Source organism: Ramlibacter sp. Leaf400 (genome assembly GCF_001424545.1).
Lineage (GTDB): Bacteria > Pseudomonadota > Gammaproteobacteria > Burkholderiales > Burkholderiaceae_C > Ramlibacter.
Genome location: NZ_LMQL01000010.1, coordinates 514,359 through 536,468 on the forward strand (window position 1 = coordinate 514,359; position 22,110 = coordinate 536,468).

The following is a 22,110-nucleotide window of genomic DNA, read 5'->3' on the forward strand; positions in this document are numbered from 1 at the left end:
CATAGCTTCGATCGGTGCTTGCAACACCCTTTGGAAAACATCCCGAGCATGGTCAGGCTCCGGTCAGATTGAGCGCGCGGTCGCATCGCGAGGCATGCGTCCTCCCAAGAAACGATGGACGAAAAGTGAGGATTGATGGTGGAGGGGGTCGGCTTCCACCATGTGGTCGTCCGTCCACTTGCGGACGAAACCGTCAAACCTCACCACACCCCCGGAGGAACCGCCATGGCGACGCAGTACGACTTCTTCGTGACGCTCGAAGACCTGATGTTCATCCTCAACCAGGTCAAGATCGCCGAGGCCACCACGAACCCGGACGGCACCGTCAACGGCGACGCCTTGCGCGACGCCGTGAACCCGCTGGCGCCTTTCGGCATCCGCACGGTGGATGGCACCTGGAACAGCCTGCTGCCGGGGCAGCAGTTGTACGGGTCGGCCGACACCATCATGCCCAGGCTGACCACCGGCACGCTGCTGCCGATGTACACGACGCCGGCGATCCCGGGCACGACCATCTACATGGATGCGGAGCCGCGCATCATCAGCAACCTGATCGTCGACCAGACGGCCACCAATCCGGCCGCGGTGATCGCCGCGGACGACCGGGCCGGAGAGTCCACCTTCCCCGGGCTGGAGACGGTGCAGGTCTCCGAGAACGGCACGCTGTTCATCCCGAACCAGTCTCCCGACATCGGCCTGTCGCCTCCGTTCAACGGCATCATGACCCTGTTCGGCCAGTTCTTCGACCACGGGCTGGACCTGCTCACGAAGGGCGGCGGCACGGTGTTCGTCCCGCTGCAGGAGGATGATCCTCTTTACGTCGCGGGCAGCCAGACCAACTTCATGGTCCTGACGCGGGCCACCACCGGCGACGTGGGCGTGGACGGCATCGCCGGCACGGCGGACGACGGGCACATCAACACGACCACCCCGTTCGTCGACCAGAACCAGACCTACACCTCCCATCCCTCGCACCAGGTGTTCCTGCGCGAATACACGACCGACGCCTCGGGCCAGACGGTGGCCACGGGCAACCTGCTGGAAGGGCAGTACGGCGCCGCCAACTGGACCGAGGTGAAGGCGCAGGCCGCCGAGTTGCTGGGCGTGCAGCTGACCGACGCCGACGTGTTCGACGTGCCGCTGCTGGCCACCGACCGCTACGGCGAATTCATCCGCGGCGAGAACGGCTACGTGCAGTTCGTCACCGCCGGCGGCCTGGTGGAGGCCGATCCCACTGCCAACGGCGGCCTCGGCTCCCTCGTGCCCGAGGACGCCTTCCGCACCAGCCACGCCTTCCTGGACGACATCGCGCACGACGCCGCGCCCAGCATCTTCGACGCCGACGGCAACCCGCTCACCACCGGCGACCGGACGGTGCAGACGGCCGACAACGACGACGTCATCGGCGACGACGGCGACCCGCTGACCTACGACGACGACCTCCTGGGCCGGCACTTCGTCACCGGCGACGGGCGCGGCAACGAGAACATCGGCCTGACGGCGATCCACTCGGTCTTCCATGCGGAACACAACCGCCTGGTGGACCAGTACAAGGAGACGCTGATCGCCGACGCCATCGCCAAGCAGGACGTGACCTTCCTGAACGAATGGCTCACGACCGGCCTGGCCACGACCGAACGCACGGCCGCGCAATGGGCGGCCCTCGGCGCCGAAGTGGCAGCCACGGCCACATGGGACGGCGAGCGCCTGTTCCAGGCCGGCCGCTTCGTCACCGAGATGGAGTACCAGCACATGGTGTTCGAGGAGTTCGCCCGCGCGGTGGCGCCCACCATCGACCCCTTCATCTTCCAGAACTCGGCCGACATCGACCCGGCCATCGTCGAGGAGTTCGCCAACGTCGTGTACCGCTTCGGCCACTCGATGCTGACGGAGACGGTCGCGCGCACCGACGGCGACACCATGACCGACTACGACATCGGGCTGATCCAGGCTTTCCTGAACCCGGTGGAGTTCAACGTCGCCGGCGGCGTGAGCACCGCCATCGCCGACATCATGCTGGGCATGTCCACCCAGGTGGGCAACGAGATCGACGAGTTCGTCACCGAGGCGCTGCGCAACAACCTGCTGGGCCTGCCGCTGGACCTGGCGACGATCAACATGACGCGGGCCCGCGAGACCGCGATGCCCACCTTCAACGAGGCGCGCGAGCAGTTCTACGAGATGACGGGCGACAGCCAGTACACGCCCTACACGAGCTGGGTGGACCTGGCCCCGCACCTGAAGAACCCAGCGTCCGTCGTCAACTTCATCGCGGCGTACGGCACGCACGCCACCATCACCGCGGCCACGACGCTGGAGGAAAAGCGTGACGCCGCCAACATGCTGGTCTTCGGCCGCGCCGACCTGGACAACGACGGCAACACGACGGATCCCGGCGAGACCGCGGCCCCGACGGATCGGCTCGCGTTCCTGAGCGGCACCGGCACCTATGCCACCGAGGCCGGCGGCGTCGACAACATCGACTTCTGGATCGGCGGCCTGGCCGAGGCGAAGCTGGAGTTCGGCGGGATGCTTGGCCCGACCTTCAACTTCGTGTTCGAGCAGCAGCTGGAGGACCTGCAGAACGGCGACCGGTTCTACTACCTGAGCCGCACGCAGGGCCTGAACCTGCTGAACGAACTGGAAGCCAACACCTTCTCGAAGATGGTGATGCGCAACAGCGACCTGGGTGAAGACGGCACCACGGCGCACCTGCCCAGCCTGCTGTTCACCACGCCCAGCTACGTGCTGGAGATGGACCAGGCCAACCAGCGTACCGGCCTCCTCGGCCCCGACGGCCTGACGATGAACGGCGACCCGACACGCGGAGACGACATCCTCGACCTGCTCAGCCCGCTGGTCCAGCGCGCCAATGCGGCGGCCGGCTACGACGCCCGCCTGGACAAGGACGGCGACGGCACGATGGAGTACGACGGCCTCCTGAGCTTCAACTACGACGGCGGCGACCACGTGGTCCTGGGCGGCACGAACCAGAACGACATCCTGCTCGGCGGCCGCGGCATGGACACCGTCTGGGGCGACGCCGGCAACGACTACATCGACGCGGGCGACGAGTCGGACCAGGTGCACGGCGGCGACGGCGACGACATCATCGTCGACCACGGCACGGTGGCCGGCGGCGCCGACTTCCTGCGCGGCGACAACGGCAACGACGTGATCAGCGGCGGCACCGGCAATGACCTGCTGTTCGGCGGCGATGGCAAGGACTTCATCTTCACCGGCCAGGACTTCAGCGAAGTCTTCGCCGGCCGGGGCGACGACTTCGTCCTGGGCGGCAACGGTCCCGATGTCCTGATGGGCAATGAAGGCAACGACTGGATCGAAGGCGGCGAAGGCTTCGACAGCCTGTCCGGCGAGAACTCCGAACTGTTCTTCAACAGCCCGATCATCGGCCACGACGTGCTCAACGGCATGGGCAACGACACCGACTACGACGGCGAGTCCGGCGACGACATCATGGTCCAGGGCCCCGGCATCCAGCGCAGCAACGGCATGTTCGGCTTCGACTGGGCGACCCACCAGGGCGACACGGTCGCCGCCAACTCGGACCTGGGCATCCCGATCTTCGTGACCCAGCCCGACTTCATCCTGCGCGACCGCTTCGATTCCGTCGAAGGCCTCTCCGGCTGGGTGCACGACGACATCCTGACCGGCGCCACCGTCCTTCGCGGCGGTGCCGCCGGCACCGAGGACGGCGTGGCCGTTCCCCTGGACTCCAGCGACCTCAAAGCCGGCAACATCGGCCTGATCGACGGCTTCGCCGAGCTGCTGGGCATGACCGATGCCGAGGTCGACGCCCTGGCCGACGACGTCTCCGTCATCGACGTCACGCAAGGCGCCACGGTCATCATCGGCGGCGGCGGCAGCGACACCATCACCGGCAACCTGGGCGACGACATCATCGACGGGGACGCCTGGCTGGGCGTGCACATCGCGGTCGACATGCCGGAAGGCGGGGAGCCCGACTTCACCGTCAACAGCATGGAGGAGATCCGCGACCGGATGCTCACCCGCGAGATCAACCCGGCCCAGCTGAGCATCGTGCGGGAGATCCAGTTCGACAACGCGGCCGGCGACATCGACACCGCGGTCTACAACGGCAGCTTCGAGGAGTACACGGTCACCAGCGACAACGGAGTCGTGACCGTGGCCCACACGACCCAGGCGGCAACGACGCTGATCAACGACGGCAGCGACACCCTGCGCAACATCGAGCAGCTGCAGTTCGCCGACCGGCTGGTGCAACTGGGACTGTCGATCAACTCGCCCTCCACCTTCTCGGTCGCCGAGAACACGCAGGCGGTCACCACCGTCACGCTGAACAACGCCGACCCGGCCGCGCTGTACCTGTTCTCCCTCGAAGGCGCCGACGCGGCCCTGTTCGACATCGACGCGCTGGACGGGATCATCTCCTTCGCCACGGCGCCCAACTTCGAGGCGGCGGCCGACGTGGGCGCGAACAACGTGTACGACGTGACGGTTCGGGTCACCGACGGCGTGCTGTCGGCCAGCCAGGCCATCGCCGTCACCGTCACCAACGCCGATGACGCGGCCACCGGGACGGTGACCATCGCGACCTGGGCCACCACCGCGACCGCGGCCACGCTGACGGCCGTGAGCACGGTGGCGGACGAAGACCTCCTGGGCCTGCCCCCGGCCTCGCAACCCCAGATGCAGTGGCAGAGCCAGCAGGCCGACGGCACCTGGGTGGACATCGCCGGCGCGACCGGCGCCACGATCACCGGCCAGTCCGGCGCGACCGAGCGCGTGGTCGTCCGGTACAACGACGGCTTCGGCGCCGCCGACGTGGTGGTCTCGGCCGAGACGGCCATCATCGGCACCTCCATCGGCGAGACGCTGACCGGCACGGTGGGCCGCGACATCATGCTCGGCCTGGGCGGCAACGACACGCTGCTCGCGGGCGCCGGCAACGACGTGCTCGACGGCGGCGTCGGAACGGACACCTACTCCCTGGCGGCGACCAACGCCGCGGCCACGGTCAACCTGACCACCAACACGTCCACCAGCGCGGCCACGGGCAGCGACGTGCTGGCCGGCATCGAGAACGTCATCGGCAGCCAGGCCGGCGACACCATCACCGACGGCGCGGGATCGAACGCGCTGACCGGCGGCGGGGGGGCCGACACCTTCGTGATGACCAACGACGCCGCGCGCGACACAGTCAACGGCCTCGGCGGGAGCAACACGATCGACTACAGCGCCAACACCGCCGGCATCAACGTGACGCTGAACGAGGCCACCGCGGTCCAGGTGCTGGGCACCGGCACGGCGGGCACCACCACCGACCTGATCAGCAACATCGACAACGTCATCGGCGGCACCGGCAGCGACACCATCGTCGGCGACGGGTCGGCCAACACCCTGACCGGCAACGGTGGGGCCGACACGCTGACCGGCAACGGTGGCGCCGACACGCTGCTCGGAGGGGCGGGTGCCGACACGCTGACCGGCGGCGCGGGCGTCGACGTCGTCAACGGCGGGGACGACAACGACATCCTGATGGCCAGCACCAACGACGGCAACGACCAGCTGATCGGCGGAGCGGGCACCGACCTGTACAACCTGTCGGCGACGACCGCGGCGGCCACCGTGAACCTGACCACCAACACGTCGACCAGCGGCCAGACCGGCACCGACACGCTCAACGGCATCGAGAACGTCACCGGCAGCGCGGGCGGCGACACCATCACCGACGGCGTGGGCTCGAACGTGCTGACCGGCGGCGCCGGCGCCGACACCTTCGTCATGACCAACGACGGCGCACGCGACACCATCAACGGCCTCGGCGGCAGCAACACGATCAACTACACCTCCAACACCGCCGGCATCAACGTGACGCTGAACGAGGCCACCGCGGTCCAGGTGCTGGGCACCGGCACGGCGGGCACGACGACCGACCTGATCAGCAACATCGACAACGTCATCGGCGGCAGCGGCAACGACACCATCACGGGCGACACGTCGGTGAACACGCTGACCGGCAACGGCGGGGCCGACACGCTCAGCGGCGGCGACAACAACGACGTGCTGACCGGCGGTGCCGGCAACGACACCCTGAACGGCGGGGCGGGCAACGACACCCTGGTGGCGACCGTCAACGACGGCAACGACTCGATCACCGGCGGCCTGGGCACCGACCTGTACGACCTTTCCGGGACCACGGCCGGCGCGACGGTGAACCTGACCACCAACACGTCGACCAGCACCCAGACCGGCACCGACACGCTGAACGGCATCGAGAACGTCACCGGCAGCCAGGGTGGAGACACCATGACCGACGGCGTGGGTTCGAACGTGCTGACCGGCGGTGCGGGCGCCGACACCTTCGTGATGACCAACGACCTGGCCCGTGACACGGTCAACGGCGCCGGCGGGACCAACACGATCAACTACAGCACCAATACCACCGGCATCAACGTGACGCTCAACGAGGCCACCGCGGCCGAAGTGCAGGGCACCGGGACGGCGGGAGTCAGCACCGACCTGATCAGCAACATCGACAACGTCGTGGGCGGCAGCGGCAACGACACCGTCAACGGTGACGGGTCGAACAACACCCTGACCGGCAACGGCGGCAACGACACGCTGTCGGGCAACGGGGGAGCGGACACGCTGGACGGCGGTGCCGGCCTCGACACGCTGAGCGGCGGGGCCGGGAACGACACGCTGACGGGTGGCGCGGGGCAGGACATCCTGACCGGCGGCACGGGCTCGGACGTCTTCGACTTCAACAACATCACGGAGATCCCGAACGAGGCACCGCTGCTGCGCGAACGCGTCATGGACTTCACGACCGGCACGGACGACCTGGACTTCAGCACGATCGACGCCAACGCCAACAACGGAACGGCGACGAACGACACCTTCCAGTTCAGCACCACGTCCGGTGACGGCTTCACGGCGCCCGCGCAGCTGCGCTACCACAACGAGGCCACCCCCGGGGTGGGGACGACCGGGTCCGTCATGCAGGTGAACGTGGGCGGCGCCAACGGCAACGTCACCGACGCCCAGGTGGCGCTGATCGGAGTCACCACGCTGGCGGCGGGCGACGTGATCCTGTAGCAAGCCGCGCTTTTCCATCCCTGTTGTTCTGCCGTGGCAACCCGGGCCCTCGACGGCCCGGACGCCCGGCCCCTTCGTCCCCGAGGAGTGACTCATGCAGAAAACAGCACCCGGCCAGCGCAAGAGCGAGATCGCCCTGGCGCTTTCGGAGTTCAAGGGCGCTTTCTGGACCGTCGCGTTCTTCAGCGCGGTGATCAACCTCACCGTGCTGGCCCCCTCCATCTACATGCTGCAGGTGTACGACCGCGTGCTGGCCAGCCGCAACCAGACCACCCTGCTGATGCTGACCGTGATGATCCTGGGCGCCCTGCTCTTCATGGGCGCGCTGGAGTTCGTGCGCAGCTTCGTCCTGGTGCGCGTGGGTGCCCAGCTGGACATGCGCCTGAACAAGCGCGTCTTCACCGCCACCTTCGAGCAGAACCTGAAGAAGCCGGGCACCAACGCCGGCCAGGCGCTGCAGGACCTGACGACCGTGCGCCAGTTCGTCACCGGCAACGGCCTGTTCGCCTTCTTCGACGCGCCCTGGTTCCCGCTGTACCTGGCGATCATCTTCTTCTTCAACGTCTACCTGGGCATGTTCGCCCTGTGCGGCGCCATCGTGCTCGTCGCCCTGGCCTGGCTGAACGAGTCGGCCACCCGCAAGCCGATGGCCGATGCGGCCGGCGTCTCGATCGCCGCCAACACCCAGGCGACCAACAACCTGCGCAACGCGGAGGTGATCGACGCGATGGGGATGCTGCCCAGCATGATGGGCCGCTGGTTCGCCCTGCACAGCCAGTTCCTGAACCTGCAGGCCCGCGCCAGCGAAAGGGCGGGCGCCATCACCTCCATGGCCAAGTCGGTGCGCATCGCGATGCAGTCCCTGGTCCTGGGCTTCGGCGCCCTGCTGGTGCTGGACGAGAAGATGACGGGCGGGATGATGATCGTGGCCTCCATCCTCATGGGCCGCACGCTCAACCCGGTCGAACAGCTGATCGGCGTGTGGCGCAACTGGGACGGCACGCGCACCGCCTGGTCGCGCCTGAACGACCTGCTGTCCACCAACCCCCTGCGCCGCACTGGCATGTCGCTGCCCGGGCCGGAAGGCCGGCTGTCGGTGGAGGGCGTGACCGCCGGGCCGCCGGGCGCCACCGTGCCCACGATCCGCCAGCTCAATTTCTCCATCGTCCCCGGCGACGTGCTGGGCGTCATCGGGCCCAGCGGCGCGGGCAAGTCCACGCTGGCGCGGCTGCTGGTGGGCGTGTGGGCGTCGGCGGTGGGCACCGTGCGGCTGGACGGCGCCGACGTGTACCTGTGGAACAAGGACGAGCTCGGGCCTTCCGTCGGCTACATGCCGCAGGACGTGGAGCTGTTCGCCGGCACCATCGCCGAGAACATCGCCCGCTTCGCCGAGATCGATGCCGCGAAGGTGGTCGAGGCCGCCAAGCGCACCGGGGTGCACGAGATGATCCTGCAGTTCCCCATGGGCTACGAGACGCCGCTGGGCGACTGCGGGGCGGGCCTCTCGGGCGGCCAGAAGCAGCGGATCGCCCTGGCGCGCGCCATGTACGGCGACCCGTCCCTGCTGGTGCTCGACGAGCCGAACTCCAACCTCGACGACGTCGGCGAGCGCGCGCTCGTGGACGCCATCGTCGACCTGCGCAGCCGCGGCAAGACGCTGGTGCTGATCACCCAGCGCACCAGCGCCATCGGCGTGACCAACAAGCTGCTGGTGCTGCGCAATGGCGTCGGCGAGATGTTCGGCCCCACGGCCAAGGTCCTGACCGACCTGGCGACGGCCAAGGAAAAGAGCCAGGGGGCGCGCGTGAGCGCTGCCACGCCTGCTTCCGAGCTGGGCGCCACGCAGGCGCGTTCCATCCGAACCGAGTGAAGAGGAGAGCACCATGAACCAACCCTCGCGCAACGAAGTCGCGGTTTCGCCGGAGAACGCAGTCGGCCCGGTCGCCGGGTCCGCCCCGGCGACCACGCTCGCCCCGCTCTCCGGCCAGCTGGGCCCGCTGGTCAACATCGATTCGCGCAAGCACGTCCGGCTGGGCTGGGCCGTCATCCTGGCCGGTGTCGGCGGCTTCGGCCTGTGGGCTTCGCTGGCGCCGCTGGACAAGGGCGTGCCCCTGACCGGCACCGTGACCGTCGCCACCAACAAGAAGCAGGTGCAGCACCAGGTGGGCGGCACGGTCGACGCCATCCTGGTGCGCGAAGGCGACGTGGTGAAGGCCGGCGACCCGCTGGTGCGCATGAACGGGGTGCAGGCCCGCTCCACCGCCGAATCGGTGCGCGTGCAGTACTTCAACGCGCGGGCCGCCGAGGCGCGGCTGGTCGCCGAGCGCGATGGCAAGAGCACCATCGTGTTCCCCGAAGAACTGGAAAAACTCCAGAAGGACTCGCGGGTGGCCGCCATGATGCGGCTGCAGCAGCAGCTGATCTCCTCGCGCCAGTCGGCCATCCGCATTGAGCTGGCGGGCCTGGACGAGAACGTGATGGGCCTGACCCTGCAGAACCGGGGACTGGAGGAAGCGCGCCAGGGCAAGCGCGAGCAGCTGGTCTACCTGAAGGAGCAGCTGGACGGCATGCGCGACCTGGCCGCTGAAGGCTACGTGGCGCGCAACAAGCTCTTGGAGCTGGAGCGGCTGTACGCGCAGATCAACACCTCTATCGCGGAGGACACCGGCAGCATCGGCCGCGGCGCGCGGCAGATCTCCGAGATCCGGCTGCGCCGCCTGCAAAAGCAGCAGGAGTACCAGAAGGAGGTGCGCACCCAGCTGTCGGAGGCGCAGAAGGACGCCGAGGCGATGATGAACAAGCTGGCCAGCCTGGACCACGAGGTGGGCAACACCATCGTGCGCGCGCCGGTGGACGGCACCGTGGTGGGCATGAACGTGTTCACCCACGGCGGCGTGGTGCCCGCGGGCTACCGGATGATGGACATCGTGCCCAGCGACGATCCGCTGATCGTGGACGGCCAGCTGCCGGTGCACCTGATCGACAAGGTGAACCCGAACCTGAAGGTGGACCTGATCTTCTCCGCCTTCAACCAGACGATGACGCCGCACATCCCCGGCATCGTCACCCACGTGTCGGCCGACCGGATCGTCGACGAGAAGACCGGCCAGCCCTACTACCAGCTCAAGGCCAAGGTGGCGCCCGAGGGCCTGAGGATGGTCTCGCAGTTGCAGGTGCGCCCCGGGATGCCGGTGGACATGTTCATCAAGACCGGCGAGCGGACCATGATGAACTACCTGCTCAAGCCGATGCTCGACAACGCCAAGATGGCGTTGAAGGAGGACTGACATGAGCTCCTCCAGAAGAAGAAGCTTGAGGCTGGCCGCGGCCGCGGCCCTGCTGGCGGCGGCCGCGGCGCCGGCCTTCGCCCTCAGCCTGATCGAAGCCTACGAGCTCGCCGTCAAGAACGACCCGACCTACCGCGCCGCGCAGTTCGAGAACGAGGCCGCCCAGCAGTTCGCGGTGCTGGGCCGGTCCAACCTGCTGCCCAACGTCGCGGCCACCTACTCGCCCTCGCGCAACCGGGCCGACGTGACCAACACGGCGGTGGCCGGGGGCGCGACCGACGAGCGGCGCTACAGCGCGCTGTCGGCGGCGCTGCAGCTGCGGCAGCCGCTGTTCCATCCCGAGGGCATGGCGCGCTACCGCCAGGGCGTGGCCCAGACCCGCGGCAGCGACGCGCAGTTCGCGGCGCGCGGCCAGGAGCTGATGGTGCGGCTGGCCTCGGCCTACACCTTCGCCAAGTACGCGGAGGACCAGCTCGCGCTGGCCGTCGCGCAGCGCGAGGCGCTGGCCGAGCAGCGGCTGACCAACCAGCGCCTGTTCCTGCGCGGCGAAGGCACCCGCACCGACGTGCTGGAGACCCAGGCCCGGTTCGACCTGGCCGTCGCGCAGGTCCTGGAAGCCAACGACAGCGTGACCAACGCGCGCAATGCGCTGTCCGCCATGATCGGACGCGACGTGACGCGCCTGGACGCGCTCACCGACGACTTCGCCATCCGGCAGCTGGTGCCGGGCAACTTCGAGGACTGGCGCGGCCTGGCCCTGTCGAGCAACCCGGAGCTGCTGGCACGCCGGCACGCGGTCGACGTCGCGCTGGAGGAAGCCAACCGCCACCGCGCCGGCCACCTGCCCCGGCTGGACCTGGTGGCCAGCCTCGGCCGCACCGACTCGGACACCATCAACAGCTTCAACCAGAAGGCCACGGTCCGCAGCGTCGGGGTCCAGCTCACCGTGCCCATCTACTCCGGCGGCGCGGTCACGGCGGCGGCGGCGCAGGCCCAGTCGAATGCCGAGCGCATCCAGGCCGAACTCGACGCCGCAACCGCCGAAACCATGGTGGAGCTGCGCAAGCAGTTCGACCTGACCACGAGCAGCGCGGCCCGCCACGACGCCGCACGCGCCGCGCTCGATTCCGCGCTGCTGCTGGTGGAAGCCACCCGGCGCAGCGTCGCGGGCGGCCAGCGCATCAACCTGGACGTGCTGCAGGCCCAGCAGCAGCTCTTCGACGCCCGGCGCACCCTCGCCCAGGCCCGCTACAACCACCTGCTGAGCGTGCTGCGCCTGCGGCTGGCCGCCGGCGTGCTGCAACTGCAGGACCTGGTGGAGATGGCCCGCTACTTCAAGACCACTGGGACAGGCGGGTGAAGGCCAACGAAGGAGCATGGGACGAGACCTGGCTGGATCGGCAACCCATGGCTCCCCTGCGCAACACCCTGATCGACCTGCTCCCGCGCGAGGAGGGACGGCTGCTGGAGTCCATGTGCCGGCCGGTGGAGCTGGAGCTGGGCGAGCTGCTGCAGCAGTCGGATGCGCCGACGCGCCACGTCTACTTCCCGGCCGGCGCGCTGGTCAGCCTGTTCGCCGACTGCCAGCACGATCCCTGCGTGGAGGTGGCCATGGTGGGCCATGAAGGCATGGTGGGCGTGCAGCTCGCGCTGGGCACCGCCATCGCGCCGCTCACGGCCATCGTGCAGGAAGGCGGCACGGCGCTGCGCGCGGACGCGGAGGACTTCGAGGCCGAGGTGGACCGCAGTCCGGCCCTGCAGGCGGCCGTCAACCGGATCGCCCACGTCACCCTGCGCCAGATGGCGGCGTCCACCGCCTGCCTGCACCAGCACCAGCTCGCGCCCCGGCTGGCCCGCTGGCTGCTCATGACGCAAGACCGTGCCGGCCCGCGCAGCATCCACGTCACGCAGCAGTTCCTGGCCGACATGCTGGGCGTGCGCCGCGTCGGCATCACCGCCGCCGCCAAGGAGATGCAGCGCAGCGGCCTGATCGACTACAGCCGCGGCACCGTCACCGTCCTGGACCGCGACGGCCTGCGCACGGTCTCGTGCAACTGCTACAAGACCGACCGGCTGCTGTACGCCACCCTGCTGCACCCGCCGGGGACCTGCGTGGTGCGGCGCCGCCGCTGAATCACGCGCACCACTGCGCCACGCGGTGGGCGAGCTCCGCCCCCAGGCCCCAGCCCGCGCCCGCCGTCACCAGCAGTCCGGCCAGGCGCGTCCCCCAGCTTCTTCCCAACGTGCGCAGACGCCCCAGCAGCGCCGGCCACAGCGTCAGGCCCGGCAGCGTCGCCGCGGCGAACAGCGCCATCGCCGCCCCGCCCTGCGCCGCACCGCCGGTGAGCGACGCGACCAGCAGCGCGGACCAGAGCAGGCCGCAGGGCAGCAGCGTCCACAGCGCCCCGGCCACGAAGGCGGCCCGCCCGGCGGCCGGCCGCACCCGCTGCCAGGCCGCGCGCGCGGCGCCTTCCACCCACACCGGTTGCCGCGCCAGCACCAGCAGCGACAGGCCCCAGGCCAGCACCGCCAGGTGGAACAGCACCCACACCGGCCGCAGCGCCGCCGAGTGGCCGGCCAGCCAGCCCAGGCTCTGCCCCGCCGCGCCGGCCACCGCGCCCGCGCCCACGTAGCCGCAGATCCGGCCGGCATGGAACAGGAGACGCCGCCGCTTGTCGCGCCCGGTCACGCCGCCGCACGCCGTGCCGCACATGGCGGCGCAGTGGGGCGAGCCGCCCAGCCCGAGCAGGAAGGCGCTGGCCAATAGCGTCGCCGACATGCTCAGAGCACCCGCGAGAAGCGCGTGCGCTGGCGGTCGGCCTGCAGGTAGCGGTCGAACACCATGGCGACGGTACGCACGAAGTACCAGCCGCGCGCGGTCAGCTGGACGCCCTGGTCGTCGACCTTCAGCAGGCCCTCCCCCTCCAGCGCCTGCAGCTCGCGCAGTTCGGCGGCGAAGTAGCGGCGGAAGTCCACCAGCCAGGCCACGTCGATCGACTCGAACACCACCTGACCCTGGCACATGAGGGCCATGATCACCGCGCGCCGCACCAGGTCGTCGCGCGTGAGGGCCAGGCCGCGCACCACCGGCAGCCCGCCCTGCTCCAGCCGGTCGCGGTACTCCTCCAGCGTGCGCGCGTTCTGCGCGTAGGTGGCGCCCACGCGGCCGATGGCGGACACGCCCAGCCCCAGGAGGTCGCAGTCCGGCTGCGTGCTGTAGCCCTGGAAGTTGCGGTGCAGCCGGCCCTGCCGCTTCGCCACGGCCAGCGCGTCTTGCGGCAGCGCGAAGTGGTCCATGCCCACGTGGTCGTAGCCGGCACCCAGGAAGGCGCCCAGCGCCTGCTCCAGCATCTGCACGCGGGCGGCCGCCTCGGGCAGGTCGGCCGCCGACAGCCGCCGCTGCGGCTTGAAGCGCTCGGGCAGGTGCGCGTAGCCATAGAGCGCGATGCGGTCCGGCCGCAGGCCCGCCACCTGCGCCAGCGTCCGCGCGAAGCTGTCGGGCGTCTGCTTCGGCAGGCCGTAGATCAGGTCGACGTTGACCGAGTCGAAGCCGATGCGGCGGGCCTCGGCCATCAGGGCCGCCACCTGCTCGTGGGGCTGGACGCGGTGCACGGCCTGCTGCACGGCCGGATCGAAATCCTGCACGCCGAAGCTCAGGCGGTTGAAGCCCAGGGCCGCCAGCGCCTGGAGCCGCCCGCCGTCCACGGTGCGAGGGTCGACCTCGATGGAGCACTCGGCCCCGGGGGCGAACGTGAAGCGCTCGCGCAGCATCGCCATGAGCGAACCGAGCTGCGCGTCGTCCAGGAAGGTGGGCGAACCACCGCCCAGGTGCAGCTGCGAGACCTGCTGGCCCGGGCCGATGCGCTGCGCGTAAAGCGAAGCCTCGCGCCCCAGCAGGGCCAGGTAGGGCGCGGCGCGGTCATGGTGCTTCGTGATGATCTTGTTGCAGGCGCAGTAGTAGCAAAGCTGCTCGCAGAACGGGATGTGCACGTACAGCGACAGCGGTTGCGTCGCCGGGCCCGGGGCGGCCAGGCGCTGGTCCAGCGCGGCCAGCAGGTCGGCGGGGCCGAAGGCATCGACGAAGCGGTCGGCCGTGGGGTAGGAGGTGTAGCGCGGGCCCGGCACGTCGTGGCGGCGCAGCAGGTCCAGGGGCAGCAAGGGGGAGACGTTGTTCATGGCGAGACTCTCGATGCGGCGATCGTGGCGCCGGCGCGCGGCCGCGGGTTTGATCCGGCTCAAGCCCGGGCCGTCCGCCAGCGAAGACCCGCACTTGCGCGGGCTCCGGCTGGAGGTCAGTGCATGCGCATCTCGACCAGGCGGGCCAGGCCCTCCAGGTCCACGATGCGGACGTGGCGCCGGTCCACCTGCAGCAGCCCCTGCTGGGCGAAGGCCGAGAAGGTGCGGCTGACGGTCTCCAGCTTCAGGCCCAGGTAGCTGCCGATCTCGGCGCGCGACATGCGCAGGTGGAACTCGCTGGGCGACCAGCCGCGCGCCTTCATGCGCTGCGAAATGTTGAGAAGGAAGGCGGCCAGGCGCTCCTCGGCGCTCATGCTGCCCAGCAGCAGCATCAGGCTGTGCTCGCGCACGATCTCGCGGCTCATGAGGCGCGTCACCACCGCCTGCAGGGCGGCGCTGCCGGCCGACAGGTCGGCCAGCTGGCCGTAGGGGATGGCGCAGACCTCGGCGTCCTCCAGCGCGGTGGCGCCGCTGGCGTGGCGGCCCTGGGCCAGGCCGTCCAGGCCCATCAGCTCGCCGGCCATGTGGAAGCCGCTGACCTGCTCGCGGCCGTCGGCCAGCTGCAGCTCGGACTTGAAGGTGCCGCTGCGCACCGGCGCCGGCCGAACATCAGGCCGTCCAGGCGCTGCACGTCGGCCTCGGCCAGGTCGCAGGGCAGGCACAGGTCCTTCAGGTGGCAGGTGGAGCACAGGGTCGCCTGCTGCGGGCGGGCGGCCATGGCGCGCACCTCGCGCACGGGGATGACACGCAGGGCGGCGGGGGCTTGGGCAAGGGCGGTGGCGGCGGACATGGCTTTTCTTCTCTTTCGGAAAGTCAGTGGATGCGGTGGGCGGCGGGCGCGGCCTCGACGGCCTGGGACAGCCGCTCGAAGTCCAGGCTCTTGTCGAGCACGCTGGCGGCGCCGTCGGCCAGGTAGCGCCGCGCATACGGCGGCTGGGCGTGGTTGCTGAAGACCACGAAGGCGATGGCCGGCTCCACGCGGCGCACGGCGCGCAGCACCTCCAGGCCGCTGCCGCCTTCGAGCTGGGAATCCAGCACCACCACGTCGGGCTGCTCGCGCAGGATGCCGGCGATGCAGTCGGCCGGCGTCGCGGCGCCGCCGATCACCCGCAGCCGGCCACCGTCCAGCAACCCGGCGATGCGCTCGCGGATCGGGGCGGAGTCCTCGGCCAGGAACACCCGCAGGGTCTCTTTCGTTTGCATGCCGTCACTGTGCCCGCCGGGGGCGGGACGCGGCATCGGCGTGCGCTGATTCAGGCGCTCGGCGGATTCCGGGACGGCGCGGGCGGGGGTCCGAGGGGGGCTAGGAATCGTCCTAGTGGCGCGAAGCAACTACGGGCCGGACGGACCTGGCCCTGGGGACGTTCGGGGCCCGCCCAACCCATCACCGAGAGGCTCTCCCCGGGCGCGCTTCGTCTCCAGGTAGGTCTGGATCGCCTGCGGATCGTCCGCCTGGTAGGCGATGTTCTGGTCAACCGCCTCCTCTTGCCCATCCAACCCAGGCACCGCCCTCAGTTGATCCAGGAGGGTGCTTCCGGTCGCGACCGGGGCCGCCAGGGGAAGCTGGTACCGATCCAGGTGCTTGCCAGCCGGGTCTGCCAGTTCCCTCGTCAGCGCGTCGAGGAATGAGCCTTTGTGCGACGCCCTCCAATCGATCCCGAAGCCGGCTCTCTGACACAGTTCGGCATGCACCAGGAGCATCGTGCGTCCGTTGCCGTCCAGGAACGGATGGCCCCAGGCGAATGCACCCATGACCGTGCCCGGCTGCGCGCGGTGGGTCGCGGGGTCGTTGCCCATCTGCAAGCCCCATTCGACGGCCCTCTGGCAGCGCTCCGAAGCCTCGAACTGGACCTGGGACCCCTTGGCGACGAACCGTCCGACGCCAAGCGCTCGCCGATCCTGGCCGGCCCAGGGGTAGAACTCCCCGAACAGGATGCGATGAACTTCCAGGAAGTGCTCGTAGGTGATCGCGCCCTTGGCCTTGCCGAGAAAGGCGAGAGCCTCCTCGAAGTTGGCTTCGAAGAAGACGTGTTCCTGGATCTTGACCTTTTCCAGGTCGGTCAGGCCTTCAACGTTGCGGAGATAGCCTGCGGTCCGGAAGTCCCCGAACGGGTCGAACACCTTGCGCCTCCTCCATGTGGTTCGTCATCAGCCGCGCCAGTTGCCGACCGGTGATGACGCTGTTCTTCTTCAAGGCCACCAGCAACTTCCCCGTTCGATCCAGCCTGACGTCGTCGCCGGATGCGCGTGTCACGGCCTCGGCAAAGTCATCCACGCCCGTGCGGTGGTGCTGGATCCCATGGGCTTGTGCGAGCCGCTCCACGAACGCGCGAACGCCCTGCCTGGGCAGGCGGTCCAGATCGTCGGGCAACGTGAAACCGCCGGTTCGGGGCGCATGCCGGCGATCCGGATAGGCCACCGCCGCATCGCCGAAATCCAGCTTGCGCGAAATCCGGCGCCTGCCCGTATCCAGGACGTAGGCCCGGCGCCCGCCTTCGTCACCCACATCCACCACGCGCACCTCGATCCCCAGCTTCTCGAAGACTTCCCTTGCCAAGACGTCCGGTTCGGCGGCGAGGTGCACCGTTCCTTCGGCGCCTGGGCTGGCCTTTGCATAGACACCCGATCCCAGGCGAACGAGTCGACCCGCGGCAACAAGGCTGTTGATCGCTTCGGTCAGGTGCGAAGGGCTCCCCAGTCCCGACAGATCGCGGCGAAGGACCACGTTGCCGGGTCGCTTGGTGAGCGACATCCGCAACTTGCTATCGAGCTTCATGGGCACTCCCGATCCCACAATGTACATTGCAGAATACGACAAAATCCCTTGAAATACAATAACTTAGGAGCGAATAACTTGCCGGGAAACAGGCATAATTTGCATGGTGGCGCGGGGATCGGCAGCGGCCTCTCCCACCCGCGCGCCGCTTAGTCCTCGATCAACCCCTGCTTGAGCGCGTACCGCACCAGCTCGCTCTGGTTCGACAGCCCCAGCTTGGCCATGCCGTTGGCCTTGTGCGTGCTCACGGTCTTCACCGACAGGTTCAGCGCCGCCGCGATGTCCGTCACCGAAGCGCCGCCCGCCAGCCGCCGCAGCACGTCGAACTCGCGGTCGGAAAGCGCCTCGTGCGGTGCTCCCGCCGCACCGGGCATGGCGCCCAGCGCCAGCTGCTCGGCGACCTCGGCGCTGATGTAGGCCCCGCCGCCGGCGATCTTGCGCAGCGCCAGCACCAGCTGGGCCGGCGCGCTTTCCTTGGTGAGGTAGCCGCTCGCGCCCGACTTGATCGCGCGCACCGCGTACTGGGTCTCCTGGTGCATGGACAGCACCAGGATGCGAAGGCGCGGCTTCTCGGCCTTCACCAGCTTGATCAGCTCCATGCCGCTGCGGCCCGGCATCGACAGGTCCAGCACCAGCAGGTCGAACTCCAGCCCGCGCACCCGCTCCATCACCTCGGTGCCGTCGGCGGCCTCGCCCACCACCTGCAGGTCGGGCGCCTCGCCGACGATGCGCTTGAGGCCTTCGCGCACGATGGCGTGGTCGTCGGCGATGACGATGCGGCTCATGCGCCTTCTCCCGGCGCCGCCACGATGGGGATGCGCGCCTGCACGCGGGTGCCCTGCCCCGGCGCGCTGTCGATGCCCACCTCGCCCTGCAGCAGGTAGGCGCGCTCGCGCAGGCCCACCAGGCCCAGCGACTGGGGCTTGCGCGGCGCGCCGGGCGCGAAGCCGATGCCGTCGTCCTGCACCGCCAGCACCATCGCGTCGCCCTCGCGCGCCACGCGCAGCCGCACCCGGCTCGCGCGGGCATGCTTGCCCACGTTGGCCAGCGACTCCTGGACGATGCGGAACACCGCGGTGGCGTAGGGCTCGGGCAGCTCCAGCGCCTCGTCCACGTCCAGCTCGCAGGGGATGCCCGTGCGCTGGGTGAAGTTCTGCGCCAGCCATTCGATGGCGGCGGCCAGGCCCAGGTCGTCCAGCACCAGCGGGCGCAGGTCGGCCGCGATGCGGCGGGTGGCGGCCACGCTGGCGTCGAGCAGGGCCAGCATGCCGTCCAGCCGGTCGCGGGCCGCGGCGGGATCGGCCTGCAGGTGCTCGCGCAGCCACTGCGTGTCCATCTTCAGCGCGGTGAGCGACTGCGCCAGCTCGTCGTGCAGTTCGCGCGCGATGCGCGTTTTCTCCTGCTCGCGCACGCCGGCGGCCTCGGCCGCGAAGGTGGCCAGTTCGCGCTCGGCGCGCACCCGGTCGGTGATGTCGCGCAGGATGACGGTGTAGAGCTTGCCTTCCTCGGTGTCCAGCTGCGAGATCGAGGCGTCGATCGGGAACTCCTCGCCGTTGGCCCGCAGGCCGTACACCATGCGGTCGCCGCCGCGGCCCATCATGCGGCGCGAGCTCACGCCGGTGCGGCCGAACTGGCGCACCTGCGCGCCATGGCCGTGGCGGAACCGCTCGGGGATCAGCAGCTCCAGCGGCCGACCCTTCACCTGCGAGGCGGGCCAGCCGAAGATCTTCTCGGCGGCGCGGTTGTACAGCACGATGGTCTGGCCCTCGTCCACGGAGATGATGCCGTCCATGGCGGAGTCCAGAAGCCCGGCCAGGCGGGCGGCGGCGTGGCTGGCGGTGAGATCGGAGTGGGGCACGCCGGGGAATTTACCGCAGGGGGCCTTGATGGCCGGGGAAGCAGGATCGTTGATGCCGGCCTCCCCTGCCCGACTTCCGGCCTTGTCCTGCTGCTGTAACTGGCGTTCAGTTACAGTCGATGCCCAAGCACGCCAGGAACCTCGATCGAATCGCTCGCAAGCCAGCGCCGGCCGACATGCGCTGGGACGACTTGAAGGGCGCGCTGGAATCGCTGGGTTTCGAGCTGCTGAAGGGTTCGGGCTCCAGGCGCAAGTTTTTCCACGAAGGAAAGAACGTGCTCATCAGCTTGCATGAACCTCATCCGTCGCCCGAGGTCTGCAAGGCGGCCATGGATCAGGTCCGGGAGCTGCTGCGCGCCCATGGGTTCATCTGAAGGAGTTGGAGATGACGGTACTTCGCTACAAGGGCTATGAAGGCAGCGCGGAAGTGGACCTGCAGCGTGGCGTTTGCCATGGCCGCATCCGGCTGATCGATGACTTGGTGACCTATGAAGCCGCGACCCCGAGGGAACTGGTGGGCGCGTTCGAGGCCGCTGTCGACGACTACCTCGAAACCTGCAGGCAACTGAACCGCGCCCCGAGGAAGTCCTATGGCGGCGTGTTCAACGTCCGGACCTCACCCGAGAAGCACTGCGAACTGGGAACGCGTGCGCTTCGGAAAGGCGCGTCTCTCAACGCGATCGTCAACGAGGCGATCGACATGTACCTGGAGCGAAGCGGGTCACCTGCATCCTCACGAACCCGTCTGGGGGATACATCGCTGGAGATGAAGCAATCGCCGGCTGCGGGTGCCGGTCGAGGGAGCAAGCCAAGTGCTGGCAAGCCCGGGATGCGGCCTGCAAGAAAGTAATCGCCCCGCCGCGCCGCGGACCCCCCGGCCCGCGGCGCGTCACCGGCCCTCTTCTTCCCCTCTCCTCTCCAGCAGGACAGTCATCGCGGCGGCCAGCGCGGCACCCGCCCAGAACAGGAAGAACGCCAGCGCGTAGACCGCCTGGCGCGACCAGGCCGGCCCCTCCTGGCCCCAGCGCAGGTGCAGCTCGGCCGGGTCGATCGCGGCGAAGACGACCATCTGCAGCAGGCAGGCCGACAGGAAGGCCGGCCAGGCGACGCGCAGGAGGCGGGTGAGCCGCATGGCGTCCTCAGCGCTGCGCCGACGGCGTGGCCGCGTGGTTGCGCGCCTGCTGCGCCGGCAGCAGCGCCCGCTCGCGGACGGTCTGCGCATCCAGGCGCACGGCACCGGGCTGCGCCCGCCCGTTGACCAGCGGGTCGGGCCGGCCCACCGCGATCACCACGGTGGCCACGCCCGCGGCCACGGCGGCCACGGGACCGGCGATCACCAGCCACAGCAGGCCGTGGCGCCACCACGGGGCGGCGGGAGGCTGGGCAATCGTTTCGGGGTTCATCAGGTCTTCCTCCAGGTTCACCGGGGCACCAGGAACACGGACTTCTCGCGCACGTGCGCGCCGCCGCCGCGGGCCTCGATGTCGAAATGGATGGGAAGCGAGCCGGCCGCGGCCGTGCCGTACGGGACCTGCAGCCGCACGGCCACCCAGCGCGACTGCGCCGGTCCCACCAGCACCTCGCCGCCGGCCGCCACCACCAGGCCTTCCAGGCCGTCGGCGGAGACGAGGTAGCGCTGCGCCTCCTCGGTCGCGTTCATCACCTGCAGCCGGTAGACGTTCTCCAGCTTGCCGCCGGCGGCGATGCGGGCCAGCGCGCCGCGGTCGCGCACCACGTCCACCTTGAGCGGCGTGCGCAGCGCCAGGCTCAGGGCCAGGCCGAAGGCCAGCGCCAGCAGCACGCCGGCGTAGGCCAGCACGCGCGGCCGCAGCACGCGCCGCAGGAGCTGCGAGCCCCGCCAGCCGTTGTCCAGCGCGTTCTGGGTGGTGAAGCGGATCAGGCCGCGGGCATAGCCCATCTTGTCCATCACGCCGTCGCACACGTCCACGCAGGCGGCGCAGCCGATGCACTCGTACTGCAGGCCGTCGCGGATGTCGATGCCGGTCGGGCAGACGTGCACGCACAGGTTGCAGTCCACGCAGCTGCCCAGGCCCAGCAGGGCCGGGTCGGCCTTGCGCGGGCGCGAGCCGCGCGGGTCGCCGCGTGCCATGTCGTAGCTGACGATCAGCGTGTCGCGGTCGAACATGGCGCTCTGGAAGCGCGCGTAGGGGCACATGTACTTGCAGACCTGCTCGCGCAGGAAGCCGGCGTTGCCGTAGGTGGCCAGGGCGTAGAAGTTCACCCAGAACCACTCCCAGGGCCCGAACGAGAGCGTGAAGGCCTCGGCCCACAGCGTCTGCACCGGCGTGAAGTAGCCGACGAAGGTGAAGCCGGTCCACATCGCCACCGCGCCCCAGGCCGCGTGCTTGGCGACGCGGCGCAGCAGCTTGCTCGCGCCCAGGGGGGCGGCATCGAGCTTCAGGCGGGCGTTGCGGTCGCCCTCGATCCGGCGCTCGATCCACATGAACATCTCGGTGTAGACCGTCTGCGGGCAGGCGAAGCCGCACCACAGGCGCCCCGCCACCGCGGTGAACAGGAACAGCGACAGCGCGCTGATCACCAGCAGCCCGGTCAGGTAGATGAAGTCCTGCGGGTACAGCACGTAGCCGAACAGGTAGAACCGCCGCGCGGCCAGGTCGAACAGCACCGCCTGGCGCTCGCCCCACTGCAGCCAGGGCAGGCCGTAGAACACGATCTGCGTGATCCACACGAAGGCCCAGCGCCAGCGCGCGAAGACGCCGGTGACGTCGCGCGGATGGATCTTGCGGCGGGCCTCGTACAGGGAGCGGCCGCCTTCTTCGGCCGCGGTCACGGGGATGATGGGGATGACTTTCATGGGCTCGGGTCCC

Annotated in this window: 18 protein-coding genes and 1 pseudogene; 7 read left to right on the plus strand and 12 right to left on the minus strand. The window is 69.6% G+C overall.

What is annotated here, in order from left to right; translation table 11 throughout:
- The first annotated feature begins 225 nt into the window (after positions 1-225).
- The 5 genes from ASG30_RS13465 to ASG30_RS13485 all read left to right on the plus strand — a co-directional run bounded on the left by ASG30_RS13465 (position 226) and on the right by ASG30_RS13485 (position 12,524).
- Positions 226-7,104, plus strand: coding sequence for a peroxidase family protein (locus ASG30_RS13465; RefSeq protein WP_055897370.1), 6,879 nt, complete (start codon positions 226-228; stop codon positions 7,102-7,104).
- A gap of 94 nt (positions 7,105-7,198) precedes the next feature.
- Positions 7,199-8,974, plus strand: coding sequence for a type I secretion system permease/ATPase (locus ASG30_RS13470; protein WP_055897373.1), 1,776 nt, complete (start codon positions 7,199-7,201; stop codon positions 8,972-8,974).
- A 13-nt stretch (positions 8,975-8,987) separates the two neighbouring features.
- Positions 8,988-10,391, plus strand: coding sequence for an HlyD family type I secretion periplasmic adaptor subunit (locus ASG30_RS13475; protein WP_082522092.1), 1,404 nt, complete (start codon positions 8,988-8,990; stop codon positions 10,389-10,391).
- A 1-nt stretch (position 10,392) separates the two neighbouring features.
- Positions 10,393-11,751 (plus strand): TolC family outer membrane protein, encoded by a 1,359-nt coding sequence (locus ASG30_RS13480; protein ID WP_082522093.1) that lies wholly within the window; start codon positions 10,393-10,395, stop codon positions 11,749-11,751.
- Between the two features lie 47 nt (positions 11,752-11,798).
- On the plus strand, positions 11,799-12,524 hold the full coding sequence (locus ASG30_RS13485) for a Crp/Fnr family transcriptional regulator (protein ID WP_055897379.1): 726 nt from the start codon (positions 11,799-11,801) through the stop codon (positions 12,522-12,524).
- Position 12,525: 1 nt separating this feature from the next.
- Here the strand turns inward: ASG30_RS13485 and ASG30_RS13490 are convergent, their stop codons facing one another.
- From ASG30_RS13490 to ASG30_RS13525, 9 genes are all read right to left on the minus strand, one after another.
- Entirely contained in the window at positions 12,526-13,170 is a 645-nt protein-coding gene (locus tag ASG30_RS13490; protein ID WP_055897382.1) for a sulfite exporter TauE/SafE family protein, read from the minus strand.
- A gap of 2 nt (positions 13,171-13,172) precedes the next feature.
- Entirely contained in the window at positions 13,173-14,567 is a 1,395-nt protein-coding gene (gene hemN, locus ASG30_RS13495) for an oxygen-independent coproporphyrinogen III oxidase (RefSeq protein WP_055897385.1), read from the minus strand.
- Between the two features lie 116 nt (positions 14,568-14,683).
- On the minus strand, positions 14,684-15,220 hold the full coding sequence (locus tag ASG30_RS13500) for a helix-turn-helix domain-containing protein (protein ID WP_327212925.1): 537 nt from the start codon (positions 15,218-15,220) through the stop codon (positions 14,684-14,686).
- Entirely contained in the window at positions 15,136-15,417 is a 282-nt protein-coding gene (locus ASG30_RS23155; protein WP_327212926.1) for a hypothetical protein, read from the minus strand. Before ASG30_RS23155 ends, ASG30_RS13500 begins: the two co-directional genes overlap by 85 nt.
- Before the next feature lie 23 nt (positions 15,418-15,440).
- Entirely contained in the window at positions 15,441-15,830 is a 390-nt protein-coding gene (locus ASG30_RS13505) for a response regulator (protein WP_156385536.1), read from the minus strand.
- A gap of 129 nt (positions 15,831-15,959) precedes the next feature.
- Positions 15,960-16,748, minus strand: a complete 789-nt coding sequence (locus tag ASG30_RS13510) for a Fic/DOC family protein (RefSeq protein ID WP_055897389.1) — start codon at positions 16,746-16,748, stop codon at positions 15,960-15,962.
- Positions 16,696-17,403, minus strand: coding sequence for a hypothetical protein (locus ASG30_RS13515; RefSeq protein WP_055897392.1), 708 nt, complete (start codon positions 17,401-17,403; stop codon positions 16,696-16,698). Before ASG30_RS13515 ends, ASG30_RS13510 begins: the two co-directional genes overlap by 53 nt.
- A 149-nt stretch (positions 17,404-17,552) precedes the next feature.
- Positions 17,553-18,188 (minus strand): response regulator, encoded by a 636-nt coding sequence (locus ASG30_RS13520; RefSeq protein WP_055897395.1) that lies wholly within the window; start codon positions 18,186-18,188, stop codon positions 17,553-17,555.
- Positions 18,185-19,261 carry a PAS domain-containing sensor histidine kinase gene (locus tag ASG30_RS13525; RefSeq protein WP_235579794.1) on the minus strand — a complete coding sequence of 359 codons (1,077 nt, stop codon included), beginning with the start codon at positions 19,259-19,261 and terminating at the stop codon, positions 18,185-18,187. Before ASG30_RS13525 ends, ASG30_RS13520 begins: the two co-directional genes overlap by 4 nt.
- Positions 19,262-19,380: 119 nt before the next feature.
- On the opposite strand from ASG30_RS13525, the gene ASG30_RS13530 reads away from it, so the two are divergent.
- Together ASG30_RS13530 and ASG30_RS23205 are read left to right on the plus strand one after the other, a co-directional pair.
- Positions 19,381-19,635: a type II toxin-antitoxin system HicA family toxin gene (locus ASG30_RS13530; RefSeq protein ID WP_082522095.1), complete on the plus strand. Its 255-nt coding sequence runs from the start codon at positions 19,381-19,383 to the stop codon at positions 19,633-19,635.
- An 11-nt stretch (positions 19,636-19,646) separates the two neighbouring features.
- A pseudogene (locus tag ASG30_RS23205) lies at positions 19,647-19,898 on the plus strand (type II toxin-antitoxin system HicB family antitoxin); the annotation flags it as partial.
- 252 nt (positions 19,899-20,150) lie between these two features.
- Here the strand turns inward: ASG30_RS23205 and ASG30_RS13535 are convergent.
- From ASG30_RS13535 to ccoG, 3 genes are read right to left on the minus strand one after another with little or no spacing between them, the layout of a single operon-like run.
- Positions 20,151-20,393 carry a hypothetical protein gene (locus ASG30_RS13535; RefSeq protein WP_055897401.1) on the minus strand — a complete coding sequence of 81 codons (243 nt, stop codon included), beginning with the start codon at positions 20,391-20,393 and terminating at the stop codon, positions 20,151-20,153.
- A gap of 7 nt (positions 20,394-20,400) precedes the next feature.
- Complete coding sequence (locus ASG30_RS13540; RefSeq protein ID WP_055897549.1) at positions 20,401-20,664, minus strand: hypothetical protein; 264 nt, start codon at positions 20,662-20,664, stop codon at positions 20,401-20,403.
- Between the two features lie 17 nt (positions 20,665-20,681).
- Entirely contained in the window at positions 20,682-22,097 is a 1,416-nt protein-coding gene (gene ccoG, locus ASG30_RS13545) for a cytochrome c oxidase accessory protein CcoG (RefSeq protein WP_055897404.1), read from the minus strand.
- Positions 22,098-22,110 lie beyond the last annotated feature (13 nt).